34 protein-coding genes are annotated in these 24,383 nt (G+C 55.0%); all 34 read left to right on the top strand.

The features are described from left to right. Window positions 1-42: 42 nt before the first annotated feature. Entirely contained in the window at window positions 43-4,242 is a 4,200-nt protein-coding gene (rpoC, locus tag LOY38_RS03285) for a DNA-directed RNA polymerase subunit beta' (protein ID WP_105349125.1), read from the top strand. A gap of 215 nt (window positions 4,243-4,457) precedes the next feature. After that, window positions 4,458-4,829: a 30S ribosomal protein S12 gene (rpsL, locus tag LOY38_RS03290; protein ID WP_003186084.1), complete on the top strand. Its 372-nt coding sequence runs from the start codon at window positions 4,458-4,460 to the stop codon at window positions 4,827-4,829. A gap of 119 nt (window positions 4,830-4,948) precedes the next feature. Further along, entirely contained in the window at window positions 4,949-5,419 is a 471-nt protein-coding gene (gene rpsG / locus LOY38_RS03295; RefSeq protein WP_002555493.1) for a 30S ribosomal protein S7, read from the top strand. A gap of 30 nt (window positions 5,420-5,449) precedes the next feature. Next, complete coding sequence (gene fusA, locus LOY38_RS03300) at window positions 5,450-7,552, top strand: elongation factor G (protein ID WP_258698830.1); 2,103 nt, start codon at window positions 5,450-5,452, stop codon at window positions 7,550-7,552. 30 nt (window positions 7,553-7,582) lie between these two features. Further along, window positions 7,583-8,776: an elongation factor Tu gene (gene tuf, locus LOY38_RS03305; RefSeq protein ID WP_003186103.1), complete on the top strand. Its 1,194-nt coding sequence runs from the start codon at window positions 7,583-7,585 to the stop codon at window positions 8,774-8,776. A 141-nt stretch (window positions 8,777-8,917) separates the two neighbouring features. Next, window positions 8,918-9,229, top strand: a complete 312-nt coding sequence (gene rpsJ / locus LOY38_RS03310; RefSeq protein WP_003186070.1) for a 30S ribosomal protein S10 — start codon at window positions 8,918-8,920, stop codon at window positions 9,227-9,229. Between the two features lie 80 nt (window positions 9,230-9,309). After that, complete coding sequence (gene rplC, locus LOY38_RS03315; protein ID WP_003186059.1) at window positions 9,310-9,945, top strand: 50S ribosomal protein L3; 636 nt, start codon at window positions 9,310-9,312, stop codon at window positions 9,943-9,945. Window positions 9,946-9,957: 12 nt separating this feature from the next. Then, window positions 9,958-10,560, top strand: a complete 603-nt coding sequence (gene rplD, locus LOY38_RS03320) for a 50S ribosomal protein L4 (protein ID WP_003228735.1) — start codon at window positions 9,958-9,960, stop codon at window positions 10,558-10,560. Next, a complete protein-coding gene (gene rplW, locus LOY38_RS03325; RefSeq protein ID WP_002555488.1) occupies window positions 10,557-10,856 on the top strand; it encodes a 50S ribosomal protein L23 in 300 nt (99 codons plus the stop codon). Before rplD ends, rplW begins: the two co-directional genes overlap by 4 nt. 14 nt (window positions 10,857-10,870) lie before the next feature. After that, the gene (gene rplB, locus LOY38_RS03330; RefSeq protein WP_003186055.1) at window positions 10,871-11,695 is read left to right on the top strand and encodes a 50S ribosomal protein L2; all 825 of its coding nucleotides are present in this window, start codon (window positions 10,871-10,873) and stop codon (window positions 11,693-11,695) included. A 16-nt stretch (window positions 11,696-11,711) separates the two neighbouring features. After that, window positions 11,712-11,987, top strand: a complete 276-nt coding sequence (rpsS, locus tag LOY38_RS03335; protein WP_002555486.1) for a 30S ribosomal protein S19 — start codon at window positions 11,712-11,714, stop codon at window positions 11,985-11,987. A 13-nt stretch (window positions 11,988-12,000) separates the two neighbouring features. After that, a complete protein-coding gene (gene rplV, locus LOY38_RS03340) occupies window positions 12,001-12,333 on the top strand; it encodes a 50S ribosomal protein L22 (RefSeq protein WP_003103908.1) in 333 nt (110 codons plus the stop codon). 13 nt (window positions 12,334-12,346) lie between these two features. Then, complete coding sequence (rpsC, locus tag LOY38_RS03345; protein ID WP_003176422.1) at window positions 12,347-13,033, top strand: 30S ribosomal protein S3; 687 nt, start codon at window positions 12,347-12,349, stop codon at window positions 13,031-13,033. Between the two features lie 12 nt (window positions 13,034-13,045). Then, entirely contained in the window at window positions 13,046-13,459 is a 414-nt protein-coding gene (gene rplP / locus LOY38_RS03350; protein WP_003228729.1) for a 50S ribosomal protein L16, read from the top strand. Then, on the top strand, window positions 13,459-13,650 hold the full coding sequence (rpmC, locus tag LOY38_RS03355; protein ID WP_002555481.1) for a 50S ribosomal protein L29: 192 nt from the start codon (window positions 13,459-13,461) through the stop codon (window positions 13,648-13,650). Before rplP ends, rpmC begins: the two co-directional genes overlap by 1 nt. 2 nt (window positions 13,651-13,652) lie before the next feature. Beyond that, the gene (rpsQ, locus tag LOY38_RS03360) at window positions 13,653-13,919 is read left to right on the top strand and encodes a 30S ribosomal protein S17 (protein WP_003176419.1); all 267 of its coding nucleotides are present in this window, start codon (window positions 13,653-13,655) and stop codon (window positions 13,917-13,919) included. Window positions 13,920-13,942: 23 nt separating this feature from the next. Continuing rightward, on the top strand, window positions 13,943-14,311 hold the full coding sequence (rplN, locus tag LOY38_RS03365; RefSeq protein WP_002555479.1) for a 50S ribosomal protein L14: 369 nt from the start codon (window positions 13,943-13,945) through the stop codon (window positions 14,309-14,311). 11 nt (window positions 14,312-14,322) lie between these two features. After that, window positions 14,323-14,637: a 50S ribosomal protein L24 gene (gene rplX / locus LOY38_RS03370; protein ID WP_007896770.1), complete on the top strand. Its 315-nt coding sequence runs from the start codon at window positions 14,323-14,325 to the stop codon at window positions 14,635-14,637. Between the two features lie 20 nt (window positions 14,638-14,657). Beyond that, on the top strand, window positions 14,658-15,197 hold the full coding sequence (gene rplE / locus LOY38_RS03375; RefSeq protein ID WP_003210069.1) for a 50S ribosomal protein L5: 540 nt from the start codon (window positions 14,658-14,660) through the stop codon (window positions 15,195-15,197). Between the two features lie 13 nt (window positions 15,198-15,210). After that, window positions 15,211-15,516, top strand: a complete 306-nt coding sequence (rpsN, locus tag LOY38_RS03380) for a 30S ribosomal protein S14 (protein ID WP_003176414.1) — start codon at window positions 15,211-15,213, stop codon at window positions 15,514-15,516. A gap of 210 nt (window positions 15,517-15,726) precedes the next feature. Next, window positions 15,727-16,119, top strand: a complete 393-nt coding sequence (gene rpsH / locus LOY38_RS03385; protein WP_003186040.1) for a 30S ribosomal protein S8 — start codon at window positions 15,727-15,729, stop codon at window positions 16,117-16,119. 12 nt (window positions 16,120-16,131) lie between these two features. Beyond that, entirely contained in the window at window positions 16,132-16,665 is a 534-nt protein-coding gene (gene rplF / locus LOY38_RS03390) for a 50S ribosomal protein L6 (protein ID WP_007896774.1), read from the top strand. Window positions 16,666-16,675: 10 nt separating this feature from the next. After that, the gene (gene rplR, locus LOY38_RS03395) at window positions 16,676-17,026 is read left to right on the top strand and encodes a 50S ribosomal protein L18 (protein ID WP_003186037.1); all 351 of its coding nucleotides are present in this window, start codon (window positions 16,676-16,678) and stop codon (window positions 17,024-17,026) included. 3 nt (window positions 17,027-17,029) lie between these two features. Further along, on the top strand, window positions 17,030-17,530 hold the full coding sequence (gene rpsE / locus LOY38_RS03400; protein WP_003186035.1) for a 30S ribosomal protein S5: 501 nt from the start codon (window positions 17,030-17,032) through the stop codon (window positions 17,528-17,530). A gap of 2 nt (window positions 17,531-17,532) precedes the next feature. Next, window positions 17,533-17,709, top strand: a complete 177-nt coding sequence (gene rpmD / locus LOY38_RS03405) for a 50S ribosomal protein L30 (RefSeq protein WP_003176408.1) — start codon at window positions 17,533-17,535, stop codon at window positions 17,707-17,709. Between the two features lie 3 nt (window positions 17,710-17,712). Continuing rightward, a complete protein-coding gene (rplO, locus tag LOY38_RS03410; protein ID WP_003228720.1) occupies window positions 17,713-18,150 on the top strand; it encodes a 50S ribosomal protein L15 in 438 nt (145 codons plus the stop codon). Further along, on the top strand, window positions 18,151-19,479 hold the full coding sequence (gene secY, locus LOY38_RS03415; protein WP_003228718.1) for a preprotein translocase subunit SecY: 1,329 nt from the start codon (window positions 18,151-18,153) through the stop codon (window positions 19,477-19,479). A 27-nt stretch (window positions 19,480-19,506) separates the two neighbouring features. Further along, window positions 19,507-19,623, top strand: a complete 117-nt coding sequence (rpmJ, locus tag LOY38_RS03420) for a 50S ribosomal protein L36 (protein ID WP_002555468.1) — start codon at window positions 19,507-19,509, stop codon at window positions 19,621-19,623. A gap of 130 nt (window positions 19,624-19,753) precedes the next feature. Next, complete coding sequence (gene rpsM, locus LOY38_RS03425) at window positions 19,754-20,110, top strand: 30S ribosomal protein S13 (protein ID WP_003186020.1); 357 nt, start codon at window positions 19,754-19,756, stop codon at window positions 20,108-20,110. A gap of 30 nt (window positions 20,111-20,140) precedes the next feature. After that, entirely contained in the window at window positions 20,141-20,530 is a 390-nt protein-coding gene (gene rpsK / locus LOY38_RS03430; protein WP_002555466.1) for a 30S ribosomal protein S11, read from the top strand. A gap of 18 nt (window positions 20,531-20,548) precedes the next feature. Then, window positions 20,549-21,169 (top strand): 30S ribosomal protein S4, encoded by a 621-nt coding sequence (rpsD, locus tag LOY38_RS03435; RefSeq protein ID WP_003176404.1) that lies wholly within the window; start codon window positions 20,549-20,551, stop codon window positions 21,167-21,169. Window positions 21,170-21,191: 22 nt separating this feature from the next. Continuing rightward, entirely contained in the window at window positions 21,192-22,193 is a 1,002-nt protein-coding gene (locus tag LOY38_RS03440; protein WP_003186012.1) for a DNA-directed RNA polymerase subunit alpha, read from the top strand. A gap of 42 nt (window positions 22,194-22,235) precedes the next feature. Continuing rightward, window positions 22,236-22,622 carry a 50S ribosomal protein L17 gene (gene rplQ, locus LOY38_RS03445; RefSeq protein WP_007955635.1) on the top strand — a complete coding sequence of 129 codons (387 nt, stop codon included), beginning with the start codon at window positions 22,236-22,238 and terminating at the stop codon, window positions 22,620-22,622. A gap of 212 nt (window positions 22,623-22,834) precedes the next feature. Beyond that, window positions 22,835-24,283, top strand: a complete 1,449-nt coding sequence (locus tag LOY38_RS03450) for a catalase (protein ID WP_258698831.1) — start codon at window positions 22,835-22,837, stop codon at window positions 24,281-24,283. Window positions 24,284-24,383 lie beyond the last annotated feature (100 nt).

Below are 24,383 nucleotides of genomic sequence, written 5' to 3' on the forward strand. Positions count from 1 at the left end.
GGGCAGGATTGCCCGCTCTCTGCTCCGCCAGGAGGAAAGGCCTTGAAAGACCTACTGAATTTGCTGAAAAACCAGGGTCAAGTCGAAGAGTTCGACGCCATCCGTATTGGATTGGCATCGCCTGAGATGATCCGTTCGTGGTCGTTCGGTGAAGTTAAAAAGCCGGAAACCATCAACTACCGTACGTTCAAACCTGAGCGTGACGGCCTGTTCTGCGCCAAGATCTTTGGCCCGGTAAAGGATTACGAGTGCCTGTGCGGTAAGTACAAGCGCTTGAAGCACCGTGGTGTTATCTGCGAGAAGTGCGGCGTTGAAGTTGCACTGGCAAAAGTTCGCCGTGAGCGCATGGCGCACATCGAGCTGGCCTCGCCGGTTGCCCACATCTGGTTCCTGAAATCGCTGCCGTCGCGTATCGGCTTGCTGATGGACATGACCCTGCGTGATATCGAACGCGTTCTCTACTTCGAGAGCTACGTCGTTATCGACCCAGGCATGACCACCCTTGAAAAAGGTCAGCTGCTGAACGATGAGCAGTACTTCGAAGCGCTGGAAGAGTTCGGCGACGATTTCGATGCCCGCATGGGTGCCGAAGCTGTCCGCGAACTGCTGCACGCTATCGACCTGGAGCACGAGATTGGCCGTCTGCGTGAAGAAATTCCGCAAACCAATTCCGAAACCAAAATCAAGAAGCTGTCCAAGCGTCTGAAGTTGATGGAAGCCTTCCAGGGTTCCGGCAACCTTCCAGAATGGATGGTGCTGACTGTTCTGCCGGTTCTGCCGCCAGATCTGCGTCCACTGGTCCCGCTGGATGGTGGTCGCTTCGCGACTTCCGACCTCAACGATCTGTATCGTCGAGTGATCAACCGTAACAACCGCTTGAAGCGTTTGCTCGATCTGTCCGCTCCGGACATCATCGTGCGCAACGAAAAGCGTATGTTGCAGGAAGCCGTCGATGCACTGCTCGACAACGGTCGTCGTGGCCGCGCTATCACCGGTTCCAACAAGCGTCCTCTGAAATCCCTGGCTGACATGATCAAGGGTAAGCAAGGTCGTTTCCGTCAGAACTTGCTCGGTAAGCGTGTTGACTACTCCGGTCGTTCGGTAATTACCGTAGGTCCGACCCTGCGTCTGCACCAGTGCGGTCTGCCGAAGAAAATGGCTCTCGAGCTGTTCAAGCCGTTCATTTTCGGCAAGCTGGAAATGCGTGGTCTTGCTACCACCATCAAAGCCGCCAAGAAAATGGTCGAGCGCGAGCTGCCAGAGGTTTGGGACGTTCTCGCTGAAGTGATTCGCGAACACCCGGTTCTCCTCAACCGTGCACCGACCCTTCACCGTCTGGGTATCCAGGCGTTTGAACCGGTACTGATCGAAGGTAAGGCTATCCAGCTGCACCCTCTGGTCTGTGCTGCGTACAACGCCGACTTCGACGGCGACCAAATGGCCGTGCACGTACCGCTGACACTGGAAGCCCAGTTGGAAGCGCGTGCGTTGATGATGTCGACCAACAACATTCTGTCGCCAGCCAACGGTGAGCCAATCATCGTTCCGTCGCAGGACGTTGTATTGGGTCTGTACTACATGACTCGTGAAGCGATCAACGCCAAGGGCGAAGGTCGTGTGTTCGCGGATCTGCAGGAAGTTGACCGTGTGTTCCGTGCCGGCGAAGCCGCACTGCACGCCAAGGTCAAAGTGCGGATCAACGAAACCGTAAACGATCGTGACGGTGGCAGCGTCAAGAACACCCGTATCGTCGACACTACTGTTGGCCGTGCGCTGTTGTTCCAGGTTGTTCCACCTGGCCTGTCGTACGACGTCGTCAACCAGCCGATGAAGAAGAAGGCGATCTCCAAGCTGATCAACCAGTGCTACCGCGTGGTTGGTTTGAAAGAGACCGTGATCTTCGCTGACCAGTTGATGTACACCGGTTTTGCCTACTCGACCATCTCCGGCGTTTCCATCGGTGTTAACGACTTCGTTATCCCGGATGAAAAAGCCCGCATCATCGGTGCAGCCACCGATGAAGTGAAAGAGATCGAAAGTCAGTACGCCTCCGGCCTGGTAACCCAGGGCGAGAAGTACAACAAAGTGATCGACCTTTGGTCCAAGGCGAACGACGAAGTTTCCAAGGCGATGATGGCCAACCTCTCGAAAGAGAAGGTCATCGACCGTCATGGCGTCGAAGTCGACCAGGAATCCTTCAACTCGATGTACATGATGGCCGACTCGGGCGCACGGGGTTCTGCTGCGCAGATCCGTCAGCTCGCCGGTATGCGTGGCCTGATGGCCAAGCCGGACGGCTCCATCATTGAAACGCCGATTACAGCGAACTTCCGTGAAGGTTTGAGCGTACTTCAGTACTTCATCTCCACTCACGGTGCTCGTAAAGGTTTGGCGGATACCGCGTTGAAAACTGCGAACTCCGGTTACCTGACTCGTCGTCTGGTGGACGTGGCGCAGGATCTGGTTGTGACCGAGATCGATTGCGGCACCGAACATGGCCTGGTAATGACTCCGCACATTGAAGGCGGTGACGTTGTTGAGCCGTTGGGTGAGCGCGTATTGGGTCGTGTCATTGCCCGTGACGTATTCAAGCCAGGTACCGAGGAAGTTATCGTTCCTGCCGGCACGCTGGTAGACGAGAAGTGGGTCGAGTTCATCGAGCTGAACAGCATCGATGAAGTGATCGTGCGTTCGCCGATCAGCTGCGAAACCCGCTACGGCATTTGTGCCAAGTGCTACGGCCGTGACTTGGCTCGTGGTCACCAGGTGAACATCGGTGAAGCGGTCGGCGTTATCGCTGCCCAGTCCATCGGTGAGCCGGGTACCCAGCTGACCATGCGTACGTTCCACATCGGTGGTGCGGCAAGCCGGACCTCCGCAGCCGACAGCGTTCAGGTGAAGAATGGCGGTACCGTCCGTCTGCATAACCTGAAGCACGTTGAGCGGGTGGATGGTTGCCTGGTTGCTGTGTCCCGTTCCGGTGAGCTGGCGATCGCTGATGACTTCGGTCGTGAGCGCGAGCGCTACAAGCTGCCGTACGGTGCTGTGATTTCGGTTAAAGAAGGTGACAAGGTCGACGCTGGCGCAATCGTGGCCAAGTGGGATCCGCACACTCACCCAATCGTTACCGAAATGAAAGGTACCGTGACCTACGTGGGCATGGAAGAAGGCATCACGATCAAGCGTCAGACTGACGAATTGACCGGTATGACCAACATTGAAGTACTTGACGCCAAAGACCGTCCAGCTGCCGGTAAAGATATCCGTCCTGCTGTGAAGATGGTTGATGACAACGGCAAGGATCTCTTGCTGCCGGGTACCGACGTAATTGCTCAGTACTTCCTGCCTGCGAACGCCCTGGTCGGTGTAGCGGACGGTGCGAAAATCGCGATCGGTGATGTTATCGCTCGTATTCCGCAAGAGACTTCGAAGACCCGCGACATCACCGGTGGTCTGCCGCGTGTTGCCGACTTGTTCGAAGCCCGTCGTCCGAAAGAAGCCTCGATTCTGGCTGAAGTCAGCGGCACCATCGCGTTCGGTAAAGAGACCAAGGGCAAGCGCCGTCTGGTTATCACCCCGAACGACGGTAGCGATCCGTATGAAGAGCTGATTCCGAAGTGGCGCCACCTGAACGTCTTCGAAGGCGAACAGGTAAACCGCGGCGAAGTTATCTCCGACGGTCCGAGCGATCCACACGACATCCTGCGTCTGTTGGGTGTGAGTGCGCTGGCCAAGTACATCGTGAACGAGATCCAGGACGTTTACCGTCTGCAAGGCGTGAAGATCAACGACAAGCACATCGAGACCATCCTGCGTCAGATGCTGCGTAAAGTTGAAATCGCTGAATCCGGCGATTCCAGTTTCATCAAGGGCGACCAGATGGAGCTGACTCACGTGCTGGTCGAGAACGAGCGTCTGAGCACTGAAGATAAATTTGTCTCCAAGTTCACTCGCGTTCTGCTGGGTATCACCAAGGCGTCGTTGTCCACCGAATCGTTCATCTCGGCGGCTTCCTTCCAGGAAACCACTCGCGTACTGACCGAAGCGGCGGTAACCGGCAAGCGCGATTACCTGCGCGGCCTGAAAGAAAACGTAGTCGTGGGTCGTCTGATCCCGGCCGGTACCGGTCTGGCTTATCACAGCGAGCGCAAGCGCCGCCGTGATGCTGACAAGCCGTTGCGTGTAAGCGCCAGTGAAGTGGAAGCTGCACTGACCGAAGCGCTGAACTCGAGCGGTAACTGAGTTCTGCGGTAAATGAGTGCGGGCCCTGGTCGCTCCGTTCATCGAATCGAGGCATTTTGTCGAGGTTGGATGAGTGGGGAGGTCGGGGCCTTGCCTTGACTGGGGACAAGATCCTCTTTAGACTCTTGTACCCCTAAATTTGGCGGGAATTCGTTCCTGCCATTTTGCTTTTCTTGCAAGACAATAGCGTCGCAAGACAACAGTGGAGCTAGTAGATGGCAACTATCAACCAGCTGGTACGTCAGCCGCGTAAGCGTATCGTCGAGAAATCCGACGTGCCTGCGCTGCAGAACTGCCCGCAACGTCGTGGCGTATGCACCCGTGTGTATACCACTACGCCGAAAAAACCTAACTCGGCACTGCGTAAAGTATGCCGTGTGCGTCTGACCAACGGTTTCGAGGTTTCCTCGTACATCGGTGGTGAAGGCCACAACCTGCAAGAGCACAGCGTGGTACTGATCCGCGGCGGTCGTGTAAAAGACTTGCCAGGTGTTCGTTACCACACCGTTCGCGGCTCTTTGGATACTTCCGGCGTTAAAGGTCGTAACCAAGGTCGTTCGAAGTACGGTACCAAGCGTCCGAAGTAATAGCCGCTTGCAGCAAAAAAACCGATTTCTATTTTTCTGAGTCGATAAGAGTAAGGTCGGAGGCGTCCCGAAAGGGCACCGATTCCGAGCGAACCTGAAGACCGTTTGAGGGCTTATCCATGCCAAGAAGACGCGTAGCAGCCAAGCGCGAAGTGCTTGACGATCCAAAATACGGAAGCCAAATCCTGGCCAAGTTCATGAACCACGTAATGGAAAGCGGTAAAAAAGCCGTTGCCGAGCGTATCGTTTATGGCGCGCTGGAAAAGGTTAAAGAACGCAAGAACAGCGACCCCCTGGAAATCTTCGAGAAAGCTCTCGACGCCATCGCTCCGCTGGTCGAAGTAAAGTCGCGCCGTGTAGGCGGTGCTACTTACCAGGTTCCGGTCGAAGTTCGTCCGTCCCGTCGTAACGCGCTGGCAATGCGCTGGTTGGTAGACTTCGCCCGTAAGCGCGGCGAGAAGTCTATGGCTCTGCGTTTGGCTGGCGAACTGTTGGACGCTGCTGAAGGTAAAGGTGCTGCAGTTAAGAAGCGTGAAGACGTGCACCGTATGGCTGAAGCCAACAAGGCTTTCTCGCACTACCGCTTCTAATTTTAGCGTCACTAATTTTGCGAGGGCTTTATGGCTCGTACTACTCCGATTAACCGCTATCGTAACATCGGTATCGTTGCTCACGTGGATGCTGGTAAAACCACCACCACCGAGCGCGTCCTTTTTTACACTGGCGTAAACCACAAAATGGGCGAGGTGCATGATGGCGCCGCGACCATGGACTGGATGGTGCAAGAGCAGGAGCGGGGTATTACCATTACCTCCGCTGCTACTACTGCGTTCTGGGCTGGCTCCAACAAGCAGTTCGAGAAGCATCGCTTCAACATCATCGATACCCCGGGTCACGTTGACTTCACCATCGAAGTAGAGCGCTCCCTGCGCGTACTCGACGGCGCGGTCGTTGTGTTCTGCGGTACTTCGGGCGTTGAGCCTCAGTCGGAAACCGTATGGCGTCAAGCCAACAAGTACGGTGTTCCGCGTCTTGTTTACGTAAACAAGATGGACCGTGCTGGTGCGAACTTCCTGCGCGTGATCGGTCAGATCAAGCAGCGTCTGGGGCACACCCCAGTGCCAATCCAGTTGGCTATCGGTTCCGAAGACAACTTCCAGGGTCAGATCGATCTGATCTCCATGGAAGCGGTTTATTGGGATGATGCTGACAAAGGTATGGCTGCTCGCCGTGAAGCAATTCCTGCTGAGTTGCAGGAACTGGCTGAAGAGTGGCGCAGCAACATGGTTGAAGCTGCGGCTGAAGCCAGTGAAGAGCTGATGAACAAGTACCTCGAAGGTGAAGAACTCACCATCGCGGAAATCAAGGGCGCTCTGCGTCAGCGTACTATCGCTGGCGAAATCGTTCTGGCTGTTTGCGGTTCTTCTTTCAAGAACAAGGGCGTTCCCCTGGTTCTCGACGCTGTTATCGACTACCTGCCGGCACCAGTCGACATTCCTGCCATCAAGGGTACTGACCCGGATGACGAGACTGTTGAAATGGAGCGTCATGCAGACGACAACGAGCCGTTCTCGGCTCTGGCGTTCAAGATCGCTACCGACCCATTCGTGGGTACTTTGACCTTTGCTCGCGTTTACTCGGGCGTGTTGAGCTCCGGCGACGGCGTGATCAACTCGGTTAAAGGCAAGAAAGAGCGTGTGGGTCGTATGGTGCAAATGCACGCAAACACCCGTGAAGAGATCAAGGAAGTACGCGCTGGCGACATCGCGGCCCTGATCGGCATGAAGGACGTTACCACTGGTGACACCCTCTGCTCCGCTGACAAGCCAATCATCCTGGTTCGCATGGACTTCCCGGAGCCGGTTATTTCGGTTGCCGTAGAGCCTAAGACCAAGGACGACCAGGAAAAAATGGGTATCGCTCTGGGCAAGCTCGCTCAGGAAGATCCATCTTTCCGCGTCAAGACTGATGAAGAGACTGGTCAAACGATCATCTCCGGCATGGGCGAGTTGCACCTGGACATCCTGGTTGACCGGATGCGCCGTGAGTTCAACGTCGAAGCCAACATCGGTAAACCACAGGTTTCCTATCGCGAGAAGATCACGAAGGCCTGTGAGATCGAAGGCAAGTTCGTTCGCCAGTCCGGCGGTCGTGGTCAGTTCGGCCACTGCTGGATCCGTTTTGCTCCTGCTGACGAAGGTCAGGAAGGTCTGCAATTCCTGAACGAAGTTGTTGGTGGTGTGGTTCCTAAGGAATACATCCCGGCGATCCAGAAGGGTATCGAAGAGCAGATGAAGAACGGCGTTGTCGCCGGCTATCCGCTGATCGGCCTGAAGGCTACCGTTTTCGATGGTTCTTACCACGACGTCGACTCCAACGAGATGGCGTTCAAGGTGGCGGCCTCCATGGCGACCAAGCAACTGGCTACCAAAGGTGGCGGTGTTGTTCTTGAGCCGATCATGAAGGTTGAAGTTGTAACACCTGAGGACTACATGGGTGACGTGATGGGTGACCTGAACCGTCGTCGTGGTCTGATCCAGGGCATGGAAGACACAGTGTCCGGCAAGGTTATCCGTGCCGAAGTTCCGCTGGGTGAGATGTTCGGTTATGCGACCGACGTTCGTTCCATGTCTCAGGGTCGCGCGAGCTACTCTATGGAATTCTCCAAATACTCCGAAGCTCCGTCGAACATCGTCGAAGCTATCGTTAAAAAACAAGGCTGATCCAGCCCTTTAGGCAAGGAGTTAATTGTCGTGGCTAAAGAAAAATTTGAACGTAACAAACCGCACGTCAACGTTGGCACTATCGGTCACGTTGACCACGGTAAAACCACTCTGACCGCTGCTCTGACCCGCGTCTGCTCCGAAGTTTTCGGTTCGGCCAAGGTTGACTTCGACAAGATCGACAGCGCCCCAGAAGAAAAAGCTCGTGGTATCACCATCAACACCGCTCACGTTGAATACGATTCGGCCGTGCGTCACTACGCACACGTTGACTGCCCAGGTCACGCCGACTACGTAAAAAACATGATCACCGGTGCTGCTCAGATGGACGGCGCTATCCTGGTTTGCTCGGCCGCTGATGGTCCGATGCCGCAAACCCGTGAGCACATCCTGCTGTCCCGTCAGGTAGGCGTTCCGTACATCGTTGTCTTCCTGAACAAGGCTGACATGGTAGACGACGCTGAGCTGCTGGAACTGGTTGAGATGGAAGTGCGCGATCTGCTGAGCACTTACGACTTCCCGGGCGACGACACTCCGATCATCATCGGTTCGGCGCTGATGGCTCTGAACGGTCAAGACGACAACGAGATGGGCACCACTGCCGTCAAGAAGTTGGTTGAGACTCTGGACAGCTACATCCCAGAACCAGAGCGTGCTATCGACAAGCCGTTCCTGATGCCAATCGAAGACGTATTCTCGATCTCGGGTCGCGGTACTGTTGTGACTGGTCGTGTTGAGCGTGGCATCGTCCGCATCCAGGAAGAAGTTGAGATCGTTGGTCTGCGCGATACTCAGAAAACTACCTGCACCGGCGTTGAAATGTTCCGCAAGCTGCTCGACGAAGGTCGTGCTGGCGAGAACTGCGGCGTACTGCTGCGCGGCACCAAGCGTGACGACGTTGAGCGTGGCCAGGTTCTGGTCAAGCCAGGCACCGTCAAGCCGCACACCAAGTTCACCGCAGAAGTTTACGTTCTGAGCAAGGAAGAAGGCGGTCGTCATACTCCGTTCTTCAAAGGCTACCGTCCACAGTTCTACTTCCGTACGACTGACGTGACCGGTAACTGCGAATTGCCAGAAGGCGTTGAAATGGTAATGCCGGGTGACAACATCCAGATGACTGTCACTCTGATCAAAACCATCGCGATGGAAGATGGTCTGCGTTTCGCTATCCGTGAAGGCGGTCGTACCGTCGGCGCTGGCGTCGTAGCCAAAGTCATCGAGTAAGTTTCGATGAGTTGAAAAAGCCCCCGCCTAGCGGGGGCTTTTTTATTGGGTTGACACCTATCAGGGGCGTCTATAGAATTGCGCCTCCTTTTAACGGGCGTATTGCGCTCGGTGGGAATAGCAGCCGGAGTCTGAAATCCAATGCAAAATCAGCAAATCCGTATCAGGTTGAAGGCTTTTGACCATCGCCTGATCGACCAATCCACCCAGGAAATCGTGGAAACCGCGAAACGTACTGGTGCTCAAGTGCGTGGTCCAATTCCACTGCCTACCCGTAAAGAGCGGTTCACCGTTCTGGTCTCCCCGCACGTCAACAAAGACGCGCGTGACCAGTACGAGATCCGTACTCATAAGCGCGTTCTGGACATCGTCCAGCCAACGGATAAAACCGTTGATGCTCTTATGAAGCTTGATCTTGCGGCCGGTGTGGAAGTGCAGATCAGCCTCGGCTAAGACTCGGTCTTAGTCGTGTAACGCTCTGAAATGGGCGGCCATAGCGGGTGAAAGCCCCGTACACTCATGAGGTTTACAACATGACTATTGGTGTAGTCGGTCGTAAATGCGGTATGACCCGTATTTTCACCGAAGAAGGTGTCTCCATTCCGGTCACGGTCATTGAGATCGAACCGAATCGCGTCACCCAGTTCAAAACTGAAGAGACCGATGGCTATCGTGCAGTGCAAGTCACTGTCGGCGAGCGTCGTGCTTCGCGTGTAACAGCAGCTCAGGCTGGCCACTTCGCTAAAGCGAACGTTGCCGCTGGTCGTACCGTAATGGAATTCCGCCTTGAAGAAGGCGAGTACCAAGCCGGCGATCTGATCAACGCTGAAATCTTCGCCGCCGGTCAACTGGTTGATGTAACCGGTCAGTCCAAAGGTAAAGGCTTCCAGGGTACGATCAAGCGTTGGAATTTCCGCGGGCAAGATAACACCCACGGTAACTCCGTATCCCACCGCGTTCCAGGCTCTATCGGCCAGTGCCAGACTCCTGGTCGTGTATTCAAGGGCAAGAAAATGTCCGGTCATATGGGCGCTGAGCGCGTGACCGTGCAGTCCCTCGAAGTAGTGCGCGTGGACGCTGAACGCAATCTGTTGTTGGTCAAGGGCGCTGTTCCTGGCGCTACTGGCGGCAACTTGGTTGTACGTCCAGCAGCCAAGGCTCGCGGTTAAGGGGAAGCTGACATGCAATTAAATGTAAATGACGCTCAAGCGATCGAAGTTTCCGAACTGACATTTGGCGGCGAATTCAACGAGACGCTGGTTCACCAAGCAGTCGTGGCCTACATGGCTGGCGGCCGTCAAGGTAGCAAGCAGCAAAAGACCCGTTCCGACGTTCGTGGTGGCGGTAAGCGTCCATGGCGTCAGAAAGGTACTGGCCGTGCTCGTGCCGGTACTATCCGTAGCCCAATCTGGCGTGGCGGCGGTACCACTTTCGCAGCTCGTCCTCAGGATCACTCCCAGAAGCTGAACAAGAAGATGTATCGCGCAGCAATGCGTTCCATCCTTGCTGAGCTGGTGCGTACTGATCGTCTGGTTGTGGTTCAGGATTTCGCCGTTGAAACGCCGAAAACCAAAGACCTGCTGGGCAAGCTGAACAACATGAGCCTGACCGACGTTCTGATCGTGTCGGACGCTGTTGATCAGAACCTGTACCTGGCTGCTCGTAACCTGCCACACGTAGATGTACGTGACGTGCAAGGTTCCGATCCAGTTAGTCTGATCGCATACGATAAGGTGTTGATCACCGTGTCGGCCGTGAAGAAATTCGAGGAGCTGCTGGGATGAACCAGGAACGCGTATTTAAAGTTCTGCTTGGCCCGCACGTTTCCGAGAAGGCTACGGTTCTGGCAGACAAGAAAGGCCAGTTCGTTTTCAAGGTTGCGACTGACGCAACCAAGCTGGAAATCAAGAAGGCCGTCGAAAGCCTGTTCAGCGTGAAAGTAGAGCGCGTTACTACCCTGAATGTTCTGGGTAAGAGCAAGCGCACTGCTCGCGGTCTGGGCAAGCGTAATGACTGGAAGAAGGCAGTTATCTCCCTTCAGCCAGGCCAAGATCTCGATTTCAGCAGCAGTGCTGAGTAAGGAAGGGGTGCATCATGGCAATCGTTAAATGCAAACCGACTTCCCCTGGCCGCCGTTTTGTGGTCAAGGTGGTCAACCAGGAGCTGCACAAAGGCGCTCCTCACGCACCGCTGCTCGAGAAAAAATCGAAGTCTGGTGGTCGTAACAACAATGGTCGTATTACCACTCGTCACATCGGTGGTGGCCATAAGCAGCATTATCGTCTGGTCGATTTCCGTCGCAACGACAAAGATGGCATCGCTGCCACTGTCGAGCGTATCGAATACGATCCAAACCGTACTGCTCACATCGCTCTGCTGCTGTACGCAGATGGCGAGCGTCGCTACATCATCGCCCCTAAAGGCGTGAGTGCTGGTGACCAGCTGATCGCGGGTGCTCTGGCACCGATCAAGCCGGGCAACGCTCTGCAACTGCGTAACATTCCAGTTGGTAGCACCGTACACGGCATCGAATTGAAGCCAGGTAAAGGCGCACAGATCGCTCGTTCCGCTGGTGCTTCGGCTCAGCTGATCGCTCGTGAAGGTGTCTACGTGACCCTGCGTCTGCGTTCTGGTGAGATGCGTAAAGTGCTGGCTGAGTGCCGCGCGACCCTGGGTGAAGTCTCGAACTCCGAGCACAGCCTGCGTTCGCTGGGTAAAGCTGGTGCCAAACGCTGGCGTGGCGTTCGCCCAACCGTTCGTGGTGTTGCCATGAACCCGGTTGACCACCCACATGGTGGTGGTGAAGGTCGTACCTCTGGTGGTCGTCATCCGGTATCGCCATGGGGCTTCCCGACTAAGGGCGCGAAGACTCGTGGTAATAAGCGTACCGACAAAATGATCGTCCGTCGTCGCAAGTAAATAGAGGGATACGACAGTGCCACGTTCTCTGAAAAAAGGTCCTTTTATTGATCTTCACCTACTGAAGAAGATCGAAGTGGCGGCGGAAAAGAACGATCGCAAACCAGTTAAGACCTGGTCGCGCCGTTCCATGATCCTGCCACAAATGGTCGGTCTGACCATTGCTGTGCATAACGGTCGTCAACATGTTCCAGTTCTCGTGAACGAAGACATGGTCGGCCACAAACTGGGCGAGTTTGCCGGTACCCGCACATATCGTGGGCACGTGGCAGACAAGAAAGCCAAGCGTTAAGGGGTAAGGAACGATGGAAGTAGCCGCTAAGTTGTCGGGCGCTCGAATCTCCGCCCAGAAAGCCCGCTTGGTCGCCGACCAGATCCGCGGGAAGAAGGTGGGCGAAGCGCTCAACCTGTTGGCTTTCAGCAGTAAGAAAGCCGCCGAGATCATGAAGAAAGTGCTGGAGTCGGCCGTAGCCAACGCCGAGCATAACGAAGGCGCAGACGTTGATGACCTGAAGGTCAGCACCGTTTTCGTCAACGAAGGGCGTTCGCTGAAGCGCATCATGCCACGTGCCAAAGGCCGTGCTGATCGCATCGTCAAGCGGTCTTGCCATATCACTGTCAAGGTTGCTGACAAGTAACGGAGTCGAAGAGATGGGTCAGAAAGTACATCCCATTGGCATTCGCCTGGGAATCGTCAAGGAGCACACCTCCGTCTGGTACGCAGACGGTCGGACTTATGCGGACTATTTGTTCGCTGATCTGAAGGTGCGTGAGTATCTCCAAGACAAACTAAAAAGCGCGTCCGTAAGCCGTATCGATATCCATCGTCCGGCTCAGACTGCACGTATCACCATCCACACCGCTCGTCCAGGTATCGTTATCGGGAAGAAAGGTGAAGATGTTGAGAAACTGCGTCAGGACCTGACCAAGCAAATGGGTGTGCCTGTGCACATCAATATCGAAGAGATCCGCAAGCCGGAGCTCGACGGTATGCTGGTTGCGCAGAGCGTAGCTCAGCAGCTGGAGCGTCGCGTAATGTTCCGTCGCGCTATGAAGCGCGCTGTTCAGAACGCCATGCGCATTGGTGCCAAAGGCATCAAAATCCAAGTGAGCGGTCGTCTCGGCGGTGCTGAAATCGCACGTACTGAATGGTATCGCGAAGGTCGTGTGCCACTGCACACCCTGCGTGCCGACATCGACTATGCCAACTACGAAGCTCACACCACTTATGGTGTGATCGGTGTAAAGGTTTGGATCTTCAAAGGCGAAGTAATTGGTGGTCGCCAAGAAGAGCTGAAACCACAAGCACCAGCGCCTCGTAAAAAAGCTGCTAAGTAAGGGGTACGCCAAATGTTGCAACCAAAGCGTACGAAGTTCCGCAAGCAAATGACTGGTCACAACCGTGGCCTGGCATTGCGCGGTAGCAAAGTCAGCTTCGGCGAGTTCGCGCTGAAGTCTGTTGCTCGTGGTCGTCTCACCGCTCGTCAGATCGAGTCAGCGCGTCGTGCACTGACCCGTCACGTTAAACGTGGCGGCAAGATCTGGATCCGTGTATTCCCGGACAAGCCTATTTCCAAAAAGCCACTCGAAGTTCGGATGGGTAAAGGTAAGGGTAACGTGGAGTACTGGGTTGCCCAGATTCAGCCAGGCAAAGTCCTGTATGAAATCGAGGGTGTTTCTGAAGAGCTGGCGCGTGAGGCTTTCGCCCTGGCTGCTGCAAAGCTGCCGCTCGCCACCTCCTTTGTTAAACGGACGGTGATGTGATGAAAGCGAATGAACTTCGTGAAAAATCCGCACAGCAGCTGAACGAGCAACTGCTCGGCCTGCTGCGCGACCAGTTCAATCTGCGTATGCAGAAAGCAACTGGCCAGTTGGGGCAGTCTCATCTGCTCTCGCAAGTTAAGCGTGACATCGCTCGCGTGAAGACTGTGCTCAACCAGCAGGCAGGTAAGTAATCATGGCTGAAGCCGAAAAAACTGTCCGTACGCTGACTGGCCGTGTTGTCAGCGACAAGATGGACAAAACCATCACCGTTCTGATCGAGCGTCGCGTTAAGCACCCGATCTACGGTAAATACGTTAAGCGTTCGACTAAGCTGCACGCGCACGACGAAACCAATCAGTGCCACATCGGCGACAAAGTCACTATTCGTGAAACTCGTCCTTTGGCCAAGACCAAGTCTTGGGCGCTGGTTGATGTTCTCGAACGCGCTGTGGAAGTCTAAGGACTAGGGGTCGGAGAAATTATATGATTCAGACTCAATCCATGCTCGATGTGGCCGATAACAGCGGCGCTCGCCGCGTTATGTGCATCAAGGTGCTGGGTGGCTCCCATCGTCGTTACGCTGGTATCGGTGACATCATCAAAGTTACCGTGAAGGAAGCAATTCCTCGCGGTAAGGTGAAAAAAGGCCAAGTGATGACTGCTGTTGTGGTCCGCACTCGTCACGGCGTTCGCCGTGCAGATGGCTCCATTATCCGCTTTGATGGCAACGCTGCTGTTCTTCTGAACAACAAGCAAGAGCCGATCGGCACCCGTATCTTTGGGCCAGTGACCCGTGAACTTCGTACTGAGAAGTTCATGAAGATCGTCTCGCTCGCCCCAGAAGTGCTGTAAGGAGATCCGACATGCAAAAGATTCGTCGTGACGACGAGATCATCGTGATCGCCGGCAAAGACAAAGGTAAGCGCGGTAAGGTGCTTAAGGTTCTCGCTGATGACCGTCTGGTCGTTGGTGGTCTGAACCTGGTTAAGCGTCATACCAAGCCTAACCCGATGTCGGGCGTACAAGGCGGTATCGTCGAGAAAGAAGCGCCACTGCACGCTTCCAACGTTGCCATTTTCAACGGCGAAACCAACAAAGCTGATCGCGTTGGTTTCAAAGTAGAAGACGGTAAGAAAATTCGTGTCTTCAAGTCGACCCAAAAAGCGGTTGATGCTTGAACACTGCTAGGTAGAAGACCATGGCACGACTAAAAGAGATTTACCGGAAGGAAATCGCACCGAAGCTTAAGGAAGAACTTAAGCTGTCGAACGTGATGGAAGTTCCGCGCGTTACCAAAATCACCCTGAACATGGGTCTGGGCGAAGCGATCGGTGACAAAAAAGTCATCGAGCACGCTGTTGCTGACCTGGAAAAGATCACCGGCCAGAAAGTCGTTGTGACCTACGCTCGCAAATCCATCGCTGGCTTTAAAGTCCGTGAGGGTTGGCCGATCGGCGTCAAAGTGACCCTGCGCCGTGAGCGTATGTATGAGTTCCTGGATCGTCTGCTGTCGATCTCCCTGCCTCGGGTTCGCGACTTCCGCGGCCTGAATGCCAAGTCCTTCGATGGTCGTGGTAACTACAGCATGGGCGTTAAAGAGCAGATCATCTTCCCGGAAATCGACTACGACAAGATCGATGCTCTCCGCGGTCTGGACATTACCCTGACCACCACTGCCAAGAACGATGATGAAGGTCGCGCCCTGTTGCGTGCTTTCAAATTCCCGTTCCGCAACTGATTGGAGTAGGAAAATGGCCAAGATGAGCATGAAGAACCGCGAGCTGAAGCGTCAGCTCACGGTTGCCAAGTACGCCAAAAAGCGTGCAGCACTGAAAGCAATCATTGTTGATCTGAACGCAAGTCCAGAAGCGCGTTGGGAAGCTACAGTAGCTCTGCAGAAGCAGCCACGTGACGCAAGCGCTTCGCGCATGCGTAACCGCTGCCGCCTGACCGGTCGTCCACACGGCGTTTACCGCAAGTTCGGCCTTGGCCGTAACAAGCTGCGTGAAGCTGCAATGCGTGGTGACGTACCTGGTCTGGTTAAAGCCAGCTGGTAAGCACTGTCAAAGTCTCGGTGCTCGGGGTCGCAAGATCCTGACCATCGGTGACCTTGAACTTGAATCAAGCCCCTATTGGGGCTTGATTCATTTGTGGGGTGTGTCTAGAATACCCGGCTCGCCTGAGCCCGTGCTTTTTTTGCGCGGATGTATTCGGCGACACGTAGTAGCCGCAAGGCTAATTTTTTGTGTATTAGGAGCGTCTAGCCCATGAGTATGCAGGACCCGTTAGCGGACATGCTAACTCGAATCCGTAATGCCCAGATGGCTGAAAAGTCCGTCGTAAGCATGCCATCTTCTACTTTGAAGGTAGCTGTTGCCAAAGTCCTGAAGGACGAAGGTTACATTGCGGGTTATCAGATCAGCAGCGAAATCAAGCCACTGCTGTCCATCGAGCTGAAGTACTTCGAAGGCCGTCCGGTCATCGAGGAAGTGAAGCGCGTTAGCCGTCCAGGCCTGCGTCAGTACAAGTCCGTCGATGATCTGCCAAAAGTTCGTGGCGGTCTCGGTGTGTCTATCGTCTCCACCAACAAAGGTGTGATGACGGATCGTGCTGCGCGCGCTGCCGGTGTCGGCGGCGAAGTTCTTTGCACTGTGTTCTAAGGGGGGATAAGCATGTCACGCGTCGCTAAGAACCCCGTTAAGCTGCCAGCCGGTGTCGAAGTCAAATTCGCAGGCCAACAGCTTTCGGTGAAGGGTGCCAAGGGTACTCTCGAACTGAACATCCATTCGTCCGTTGAGATCGTTGAAGAAGCTGGTGAGCTGCGTTTCGCTGCTCGCAATGGCGATCAACAAACTCGCGCAATGGCTGGTACCACTCGTGCGTTGGTAAACAACATGGTCCAAGGCGTAAGCCAAGGCTTCGAGCGCAAGCTCCAGCTGGTCGGTGTTGGTTACAAAGCGCAAGCAAAAGGCACAGTGCTGAACCTGGCTCTTGGCTTCTCGCACCCAGTGGATTACGAACTGCCGGAAGGCATCACCGCTGAGACTCCTAGCCAAACCGATATCCTGATCCGGGGCATCGATAAGCAGCTAGTAGGTCAAGTGGCCGCCGAGATCCGCGACTTCCGTCCACCAGAGCCGTACAAAGGCAAAGGTGTGCGCTACGCGGACGAAGTCGTCCGTCGTAAAGAAGCCAAGAAGAAGTAGGGCATAGCAAATGACCGACAAAAAAGTTACTCGCCTGCGTCGCGCTCGCAAAGCACGCCTGAAAATGCACGAACTCGAAGTCGTGCGTCTCTGCGTGTTCCGCTCGTCGCAGCACATCTACGCCCAGGTCATTTCGGCCGACGGCAACAAAGTCCTGGCAAGCGCCTCGACTTTGGATAAAGAACTGCGTGATGGCGCCACTGGCAACATCGACGCGGCCACTAAGGTTGGCCAGCTGGTCGCTACGCGTGCTAAAGCCGCTGGCGTCTCGCAGGTGGCTTTCGACCGCTCTGGCTTCAAGTACCACGGCCGCGTCAAGGCGCTGGCTGATGCTGCTCGTGAAGCTGGGCTGGAGTTCTAAGTTATGTCAAATAACGACCAAAAGCGCGACGAAGGCTACATCGAGAAGCTGGTTCAAGTTAACCGCGTAGCCAAAACCGTTAAAGGCGGCCGTATCTTCACTTTCACCGCGTTGACCGTGGTAGGTGATGGTAAAGGGCGTGTTGGCTTCGGCCGTGGCAAGTCGCGTGAAGTGCCTGCTGCGATCCAGAAGGCAATGGAAGCTGCTCGCCGCAACATGATTCAAGTTGATCTGAACGGCACCACTCTGCAGTACGCAATGAAGTCCGCTCACGGCGCTTCGAAGGTGTACATGCAGCCTGCTTCTGAAGGTACCGGTATCATCGCTGGCGGCGCTATGCGTGCTGTCCTCGAAGTTGCTGGCGTTCAGAACGTTCTGGCCAAGTGCTACGGCTCGACTAACCCGGTAAACGTGGTTCACGCCACTTTCAAGGGTTTGAAAGCAATGCAGTCTCCTGAATCCATTGCCGCCAAGCGTGGCAAAAGCGTCAAGGAGATCTTCTGATCATGGCTACCGTTAAAGTTACGCTGATCAAAAGCATGACCGGCCGCATCCCTAACCACAAACTGTGCGTTAAGGGTCTGGGTCTGCGTCGCATCGGTCACACTGTAGAAGTCCAGGATACTCCCGAGAATCGCGGGATGATCAACAAGGCTTACTACATGCTGCGTGTCGAGGGTTAATCGATGAAACTCAATGATCTGAGTCCAGCGCCGGGTTCCCGTCGCGAAAAGCATCGTCCGGGCCGTGGTATCGGTAGCGGTTTGGGTAAGACTGGTGGCCGTGGCCACAAAGGTCAAACCTCCCGCTCCGGTGGCACCATTGCTCCAGGCTTTGAAGGCGGTCAACAGCCGCTGCATCGTCGCCTGCCGAAGTTTGGTTTCGTTTCCCTGAAAGCCATGGATCGCGCAGAAGTGCGTCTGTCCGAGCTGGCTAAAGTGGAAGGCGACATCGTCACCGTGCAGTCCCTGAAAGATGCCAACGTGATTAACGTCAACGTTCAGCGTGTGAAAATCATGCTGTCCGGCGAAGTTACTCGCGCTGTCACCATCGGAAAGGGAATCGGCGCCACCAAAGGTGCGCGTGCGGCTATCGAAGCAGCTGGCGGCAAGTTCGAGGAATAAATGGCTAAGCAAGGTGCTCTCTCTGCGCTCGGCAAAGGCGGTATGTCTGAACTCTGGGCTCGTCTGCGTTTTCTGTTCCTGGCGATTATCGTCTACCGAATAGGCGCACACATCCCGGTTCCAGGTATTAACCCGGACCGACTCGCGGACCTGTTTCGACAGAATGAGGGGACCATTCTTAGCTTGTTCAACATGTTTTCCGGCGGCGCGCTGGAGCGGATGAGCATCTTTGCACTGGGGATCATGCCGTACATTTCGGCATCGATCATCATGCAGCTGATGACCGCCGTCAGCCCGCAGCTGGAGCAGTTGAAGAAGGAAGGTGAAGCTGGCCGTCGCAAGATCAGCCAGTACACCCGCTACGGCACTGTCGTCCTTGCTCTCGTTCAGGCTATTGGCATGTCCATTGGTCTGGCGGGGCAGGGCGTTGCGTTCACTGGTGACTTTGGCTTCCATTTCGTCGCGGTATCCACTTTTGTGGCTGGTGCGATGTTCATGATGTGGCTGGGTGAGCAGATTACTGAGCGTGGTGTTGGCAACGGTATCTCGATGTTGATTTTTTCGGGTATCGTCGCCGGTCTTCCGAGAGCGATCGGGCAGTCTTTCGAGTCTGCACGTCAGGGTGATATCAACATCTTCGCCCTGGTTGCCATCGGTTTGCTGGCAGTAGCGATTATCGGTTTCGTGGTGTTCATTGAGCGTGGTCAGCGTCGTATTGCTGTTCACTACGCCAAGCGTCAGCAGGGCCGCAAGGTCTTCGCTGCGCAGACTAGCCACTTGCCGCTGAAGGTGAACATGGCCGGTGTTATTCCGGCTATTTTCGCGAGCAGCATTTTGCTGTTCCCGGCTTCGTTAGGTGCCTGGTTCGGTCAGTCTGAAGGTATGGGCTGGTTGCAGGACATCTCGCAGTCGATCGCTCCTGGTCAGCCGTTGAATATTCTGCTGTTTAGTGCAGGGATTATTTTCTTCTGCTTCTTCTATACGGCGTTGATGTTCAATCCGAAAGACGTAGCGGAAAACCTGAAGAAGTCCGGTGCCTTTATTCCGGGCATCCGTCCAGGTGAGCAGTCTGCGCGCTACATTGATGGCGTTCTGACTCGCTTGACCATGTTCGGTGCTCTTTACATGACGGCCGTCTGCCTGTTGCCCCAGTTCCTGGTGGTTGCAGCAAACGTACCGTTCTACCTTGGCGGGACCTCGTTGCTGATCGTGGTCGTGGTTGTGATGGACTTCATGTCCCAAGTACAATCGCACCTCGTTTCGCACCAGTACGAATCCCTGATGAAGAAAGCCAACCTGAAGGGTTACGGCAGCGGCATGTTGCGCTGAGTACCCATAAGGTTCGAGGAGTTGGTGATGAAAGTTCGTGCATCGGTGAAAAAGCTGTGCCGTAACTGCAAGATTATTCGCCGCGAAGGTGTTGTTCGAGTAATTTGCAGCGCGGAACCGCGTCACAAACAGCGCCAAGGCTGAGTGTGATTGTGCTTCAAGCCCGGCAGCTAGTGCGCTGCCGGGTTGATTATTTGTTATTACAGCGATATTATCTCGCGCCCTATTTCTTGGCTTCCGGGGCGTAGGTAGCTGTCAATTGGAGTCCCACTGAATGGCCCGTATTGCAGGCGTTAACATTCCAGATAACAAGCATACTGTTATCTCGCTGACCTACATCTATGGTGTTGGTCGCACTACTGCACAGAAAATTTGTGCAGTGACTGGGGTAAACCCAGCGGCAAAGATCAAAGATCTGAGCGACGAGCAGATTGAACAGCTGCGTGGCGAAGTGGCGAAGTTCACCACTGAAGGTGACCTGCGTCGCGAAATCAACATGAAAATCAAGCGTTTGATGGACCTCGGTTGCTATCGCGGTCTGCGTCATCGTCGTGGTCTTCCAGTACGCGGTCAGCGTACCAAGACCAACGCGCGTACCCGTAAAGGTCCGCGTAAGCCGATCCGCAAGTAATCGCCCCAGCGAATCGACAGGAAATTAATCATGGCAAAACCTGCTGCTCGTCCTCGTAAAAAAGTTAAAAAGACAGTGGTTGATGGCATCGCCCACATCCATGCTTCTTTTAACAACACCATCGTGACCATTACCGACCGTCAAGGTAACGCTCTTTCCTGGGCTACCTCCGGTGGTTCGGGTTTCCGCGGTTCCCGCAAGTCCACCCCGTTCGCTGCTCAAGTAGCTGCTGAGCGTGCTGGTCAAGCTGCGCTGGAATACGGCCTGAAAAACCTCGACGTTAACGTCAAAGGTCCAGGTCCAGGTCGTGAATCCGCAGTCCGCGCTTTGAACGGCTGTGGCTACAAGATCGCCAGCATCACCGACGTGACGCCAATCCCGCACAACGGGTGCCGTCCGCCGAAGAAGCGCCGCGTGTAATCCAGGAGATTGTAAAGAATGGCTCGTTACATTGGTCCAAAATGCAAACTCGCTCGTCGCGAAGGCACCGATCTCTTTCTGAAGAGCGGCGTGCGCGCGATCGAATCGAAGTGCAACATCGAAGCAGCACCTGGTATCCACGGCCAACGCCGCGGTCGCCAGTCCGATTACGGCACCCAACTGCGTGAAAAGCAGAAGGTCCGTCGTATCTACGGCGTTCTCGAGCGTCAATTCAGCGGCTACTACAAAGAAGCTGCTGGCAAGAAAGGCGCAACTGGCGAAAACCTGTTGCAGCTGCTCGAATGCCGTCTGGACAACGTTGTATACCGTATGGGTTTTGGCTCTACTCGTGCCGAATCCCGTCAGCTGGTATCGCACAAGTCGATCAGCGTTAACGGTCAGACCGTAAACGTTCCGTCTTACCAGGTTCGTGCTGGTGACGTGGTCGCAGTTCGCGAGAAAGCAAAGAACCAACTTCGCATTGTCCAAGCTCTCGATCTGTGTGCCCAACGTGGCCGCGTAGAATGGGTAGAAGTAGACACTGAGAAGAAGTCGGGCGTTTTCAAGAACGTTCCTGCTCGCAGTGATCTGTCCGCCGACATCAACGAAAGCCTGATTGTCGAGCTCTACTCCAAGTAAGGGCTAGAAAATAGGTGCATCCATGCAGATTTCGGTAAATGAGTTCCTGACACCCCGCCATATTGATGTGCAGGTTGTCAGTCCAACCCGCGCCAAGATCACTCTCGAGCCTCTCGAGCGTGGTTTCGGCCACACCCTGGGCAACGCGCTGCGCCGCATCCTGTTGTCCTCAATGCCCGGCTGTGCAGTAGTCGAGGCCGAGATTGACGGTGTGCTCCACGAGTACAGCGCCATCGAAGGTGTACAGGAAGACGTAATTGAAATCCTGTTGAACCTTAAAGGTCTGGCTATCAAGCTGCACGGTCGAGACGAAGTTACGCTGACCTTGTCGAAGAAGGGTTCGGGGGTGGTTACCGCTGCCGATATTCAGCTGGATCATGATGTCGAGATCGTCAACCCCGATCACGTAATCGCTAACCTGGCGTCTAACGGCGCCCTGAACATGAAGCTCACTGTAGCTCGTGGTCGTGGTTATGAACCGGCAGACTCGCGTCAGAGCGATGAAGATGAAAGCCGCAGCATCGGTCGCTTGCAGCTTGACTCTTCGTTCAGCCCGGTTCGCCGTATCGCATACGTGGTGGAAAACGCCCGTGTCGAACAGCGTACTAACCTGGACAAGCTGGTTATTGATCTGGAAACCAACGGTACCCTGGATCCTGAAGAGGCTATCCGCCGCGCTGCAACCATTCTGCAACAGCAGTTGGCTGCGTTCGTCGACCTCAAAGGTGACAGTGAGCCAGTGGTTGTCGAGCAGGAAGACGAGATTGATCCGATCCTGCTTCGCCCGGTTGACGATCTGGAACTGACTGTACGTTCGGCTAACTGCCTTAAGGCGGAAAACATCTACTACATCGGCGACCTGATTCAGCGTACCGAAGTAGAGCTGTTGAAGACTCCGAACCTTGGCAAGAAATCCTTGACTGAAATCAAGGACGTTCTGGCCTCCCGCGGTCTGTCCCTCGGCATGCGCCTCGACAACTGGCCGCCTGCAAGTCTTAAGAAGGACGACAAGGCGACTGCCTGATCGTCGTAATCACCGAACGTTGTGTTTGGTAAGGAATGAACCATGCGTCATCGTAAAAGTGGTCGTCACCTGAGCCGCACCAGCTCGCACCGCAAGGCCATGTTTCAAAACATGGCGGTGTCGCTGTTCGAGCACGAGCTGATCAAAACTACACTGCCAAAAGCCAAAGAACTGCGCCGCGTTGCTGAGCCGCTGATCACTTTGGCCAAGACAGACAGCGTTGCTAACCGTCGTCTGGCTTTTGACCGTACTCGTTCGAAAGCTATCGTTGGTAAGCTCTTCAACGACCTGGGCAAGCGTTACGCTACCCGTGAGGGTGGCTACCTGCGCATCCTCAAGTGCGGTTTCCGCGCTGGCGACAACGCGCCTATGGCGTACGTCGAGTTGGTTGATCGTGCTGTCGGCGGTGAAGCTGTATCCGCTGAGTAAGACGTCAGTCTGAAACAAGGAACCGGGCCTAGTGCCCGGTTTTTTGTGCGCGTCTGAAAAGTATGGCCTTGCGACTATCCATCTCCGATCTCCGTTAGTAAATTTCTATCACTGCCCACAATTTAATGAATTTGATGGCGTCATGTGCATGGTTGATACTCCCCCCCAGCCGATTAGCCGGCAGTTCCAAGACTGACAGAGGAAGAGATCGCATGAGCCAGAATAAAACGCTTACGACCGCCAGTGGCGCTCCTGTTGCCGACAACCAGAATTCCCGCTCCGCCGGCCCTCGTGGTCCTTTGCTGCTCGACGATTTCCACCTGATTGAGAAACTTGCCCACTTCAACCGTGAAAACATCCCGGAGCGTCGCGTGCATGCGAAAGGGTCGGGTGCTTACGGTACATTCACGGTGACTCGCGATATCACTCAGTACACCAGTGCCAAGCTGTTCGAGTCTGTTGGCAAACAAACTCCGACCTTCCTGCGATTCTCCACCGTGGGTGGCGAGCGCGGTTCGGCTGATACCGAGCGTGATCCACGCGGATTTGCCCTGAAGTTCTACACAGAAGAAGGCAACTGGGACATCGTCGGTAACAACACACCGGTATTCTTCATCCGTGATCCGCTGAAATTCCCTGACTTTATCCACACCCAGAAGCGCCTGCCGCAAAGCAACCTGAAAAGCGCGCAGGCGATGTGGGACTTCTGGTCTCACTCACCTGAGGCATTGCACCAGGTCACTATTCTGTTCTCGGACCGCGGCATCCCTGATGGTTATCGCCACATGCACGGCTTTGGTAGCCACACCTACAGCCTGATTAACGCCAATGGCGAGCGTCACTGGGTAAAGTGGCACTACAAAACCAAACAGGGGATCAAGAACCTTGCTCCGGCAGAAGCGGCGCGGCTGGCGGGTACCGATCCGGATTACGCACAACGTGACCTGTTCGGCGCCATTGAGCGCGGAGACTTCCCGAAATGGAGTGTCAACATCCAGGTCATGACCGAGGCCCAGGCCGCTGATCACTACGAGAACCCGTTCGACGTGACCAAAACCTGGTCGCAGAAAGAGTTTCCGTTGATCAAGGTGGGCGAGCTGGAGCTCAACCGCAATCCGCTGAACTACTTCGCTGAAGTCGAGCAAGCTGCGTTCGGTCCGAGCAACATGGTCCCGGGTGTCGGTCTGTCCCCTGATCGCATGCTGCAAGGTCGCGTGTTCGCTTACGCCGATGCCCATCGCTACCGTGTGGGCACCAATCACCAGCAACTGCCGGTGAATGCGCCTCGTAGTCCGGTCAACACCTACCAGCGCGACGGCTCCATGGCATTTGGCGTCAATGGTGGTGCGGCGCCGAACTATGAGCCGAACAGCTACGTGGAATCACCGAAACAGGCACCGCATTATGCGGAACCAGCCTTGGCCTTGAGCGGCGCCGCCGATCGTTACGATCATCGCGAAGATACTGACTACTACAGCCATGCCGGTGCGCTGTTCCGTCTAATGAACGATGAGCAGAAAGCCCTGCTGATCAACAACATTGCCGGTGCCATGGCCGGGGTTTCCGGTGACGTGATTGATCGTCAACTGCAGCATTTCTTCAGGGCTGACCCAGCTTATGGAGAAGGCATCGCAAAGGCGTTGGGCTTACAGCTTAACTAAGTCTAAACGATAAGCAGAACCGCCCTCATTTGGGCGGTTTTTGCGTCATTTAAACTGCTTTTCTCAGAATATCTTCGCTTTCATTGCGTCGAGCGAGTGA

This window comes from Pseudomonas sp. B21-015 (assembly GCF_024749285.1).
Classification (GTDB): Bacteria; Pseudomonadota; Gammaproteobacteria; order Pseudomonadales; family Pseudomonadaceae; genus Aquipseudomonas.

Bases quoted from the DNA above. Each gene is read 5' to 3' on its own strand.
- rpsL (WP_003186084.1), top strand. From the start codon at position 4,458: ATGGCAACTATCAACCAGCTGGTACGTCAGCCGCGTAAGCGTATCGTC.
- rpsG (WP_002555493.1), top strand. From the start codon at position 4,949: ATGCCAAGAAGACGCGTAGCAGCCAAGCGCGAAGTGCTTGACGATCCA.
- fusA (WP_258698830.1), top strand. From the start codon at position 5,450: ATGGCTCGTACTACTCCGATTAACCGCTATCGTAACATCGGTATCGTT.
- rpsJ (WP_003186070.1), top strand. From the start codon at position 8,918: ATGCAAAATCAGCAAATCCGTATCAGGTTGAAGGCTTTTGACCATCGC.
- rplC (WP_003186059.1), top strand. From the start codon at position 9,310: ATGACTATTGGTGTAGTCGGTCGTAAATGCGGTATGACCCGTATTTTC.
- rplD (WP_003228735.1), top strand. From the start codon at position 9,958: ATGCAATTAAATGTAAATGACGCTCAAGCGATCGAAGTTTCCGAACTG.
- rplW (WP_002555488.1), top strand. From the start codon at position 10,557: ATGAACCAGGAACGCGTATTTAAAGTTCTGCTTGGCCCGCACGTTTCC.
- rplB (WP_003186055.1), top strand. From the start codon at position 10,871: ATGGCAATCGTTAAATGCAAACCGACTTCCCCTGGCCGCCGTTTTGTG.
- rplV (WP_003103908.1), top strand. From the start codon at position 12,001: ATGGAAGTAGCCGCTAAGTTGTCGGGCGCTCGAATCTCCGCCCAGAAA.
- rpsC (WP_003176422.1), top strand. From the start codon at position 12,347: ATGGGTCAGAAAGTACATCCCATTGGCATTCGCCTGGGAATCGTCAAG.
- rplP (WP_003228729.1), top strand. From the start codon at position 13,046: ATGTTGCAACCAAAGCGTACGAAGTTCCGCAAGCAAATGACTGGTCAC.
- rpmC (WP_002555481.1), top strand. From the start codon at position 13,459: ATGAAAGCGAATGAACTTCGTGAAAAATCCGCACAGCAGCTGAACGAG.
- rpsQ (WP_003176419.1), top strand. From the start codon at position 13,653: ATGGCTGAAGCCGAAAAAACTGTCCGTACGCTGACTGGCCGTGTTGTC.
- rplN (WP_002555479.1), top strand. From the start codon at position 13,943: ATGATTCAGACTCAATCCATGCTCGATGTGGCCGATAACAGCGGCGCT.
- rplX (WP_007896770.1), top strand. From the start codon at position 14,323: ATGCAAAAGATTCGTCGTGACGACGAGATCATCGTGATCGCCGGCAAA.
- rplE (WP_003210069.1), top strand. From the start codon at position 14,658: ATGGCACGACTAAAAGAGATTTACCGGAAGGAAATCGCACCGAAGCTT.
- rpsN (WP_003176414.1), top strand. From the start codon at position 15,211: ATGGCCAAGATGAGCATGAAGAACCGCGAGCTGAAGCGTCAGCTCACG.
- rpsH (WP_003186040.1), top strand. From the start codon at position 15,727: ATGAGTATGCAGGACCCGTTAGCGGACATGCTAACTCGAATCCGTAAT.
- rplF (WP_007896774.1), top strand. From the start codon at position 16,132: ATGTCACGCGTCGCTAAGAACCCCGTTAAGCTGCCAGCCGGTGTCGAA.
- rplR (WP_003186037.1), top strand. From the start codon at position 16,676: ATGACCGACAAAAAAGTTACTCGCCTGCGTCGCGCTCGCAAAGCACGC.
- rpsE (WP_003186035.1), top strand. From the start codon at position 17,030: ATGTCAAATAACGACCAAAAGCGCGACGAAGGCTACATCGAGAAGCTG.
- rpmD (WP_003176408.1), top strand. From the start codon at position 17,533: ATGGCTACCGTTAAAGTTACGCTGATCAAAAGCATGACCGGCCGCATC.
- rplO (WP_003228720.1), top strand. From the start codon at position 17,713: ATGAAACTCAATGATCTGAGTCCAGCGCCGGGTTCCCGTCGCGAAAAG.
- secY (WP_003228718.1), top strand. From the start codon at position 18,151: ATGGCTAAGCAAGGTGCTCTCTCTGCGCTCGGCAAAGGCGGTATGTCT.
- rpmJ (WP_002555468.1), top strand. From the start codon at position 19,507: ATGAAAGTTCGTGCATCGGTGAAAAAGCTGTGCCGTAACTGCAAGATT.
- rpsM (WP_003186020.1), top strand. From the start codon at position 19,754: ATGGCCCGTATTGCAGGCGTTAACATTCCAGATAACAAGCATACTGTT.
- rpsK (WP_002555466.1), top strand. From the start codon at position 20,141: ATGGCAAAACCTGCTGCTCGTCCTCGTAAAAAAGTTAAAAAGACAGTG.
- rpsD (WP_003176404.1), top strand. From the start codon at position 20,549: ATGGCTCGTTACATTGGTCCAAAATGCAAACTCGCTCGTCGCGAAGGC.
- LOY38_RS03440 (WP_003186012.1), top strand. From the start codon at position 21,192: ATGCAGATTTCGGTAAATGAGTTCCTGACACCCCGCCATATTGATGTG.
- rplQ (WP_007955635.1), top strand. From the start codon at position 22,236: ATGCGTCATCGTAAAAGTGGTCGTCACCTGAGCCGCACCAGCTCGCAC.
- LOY38_RS03450 (WP_258698831.1), top strand. From the start codon at position 22,835: ATGAGCCAGAATAAAACGCTTACGACCGCCAGTGGCGCTCCTGTTGCC.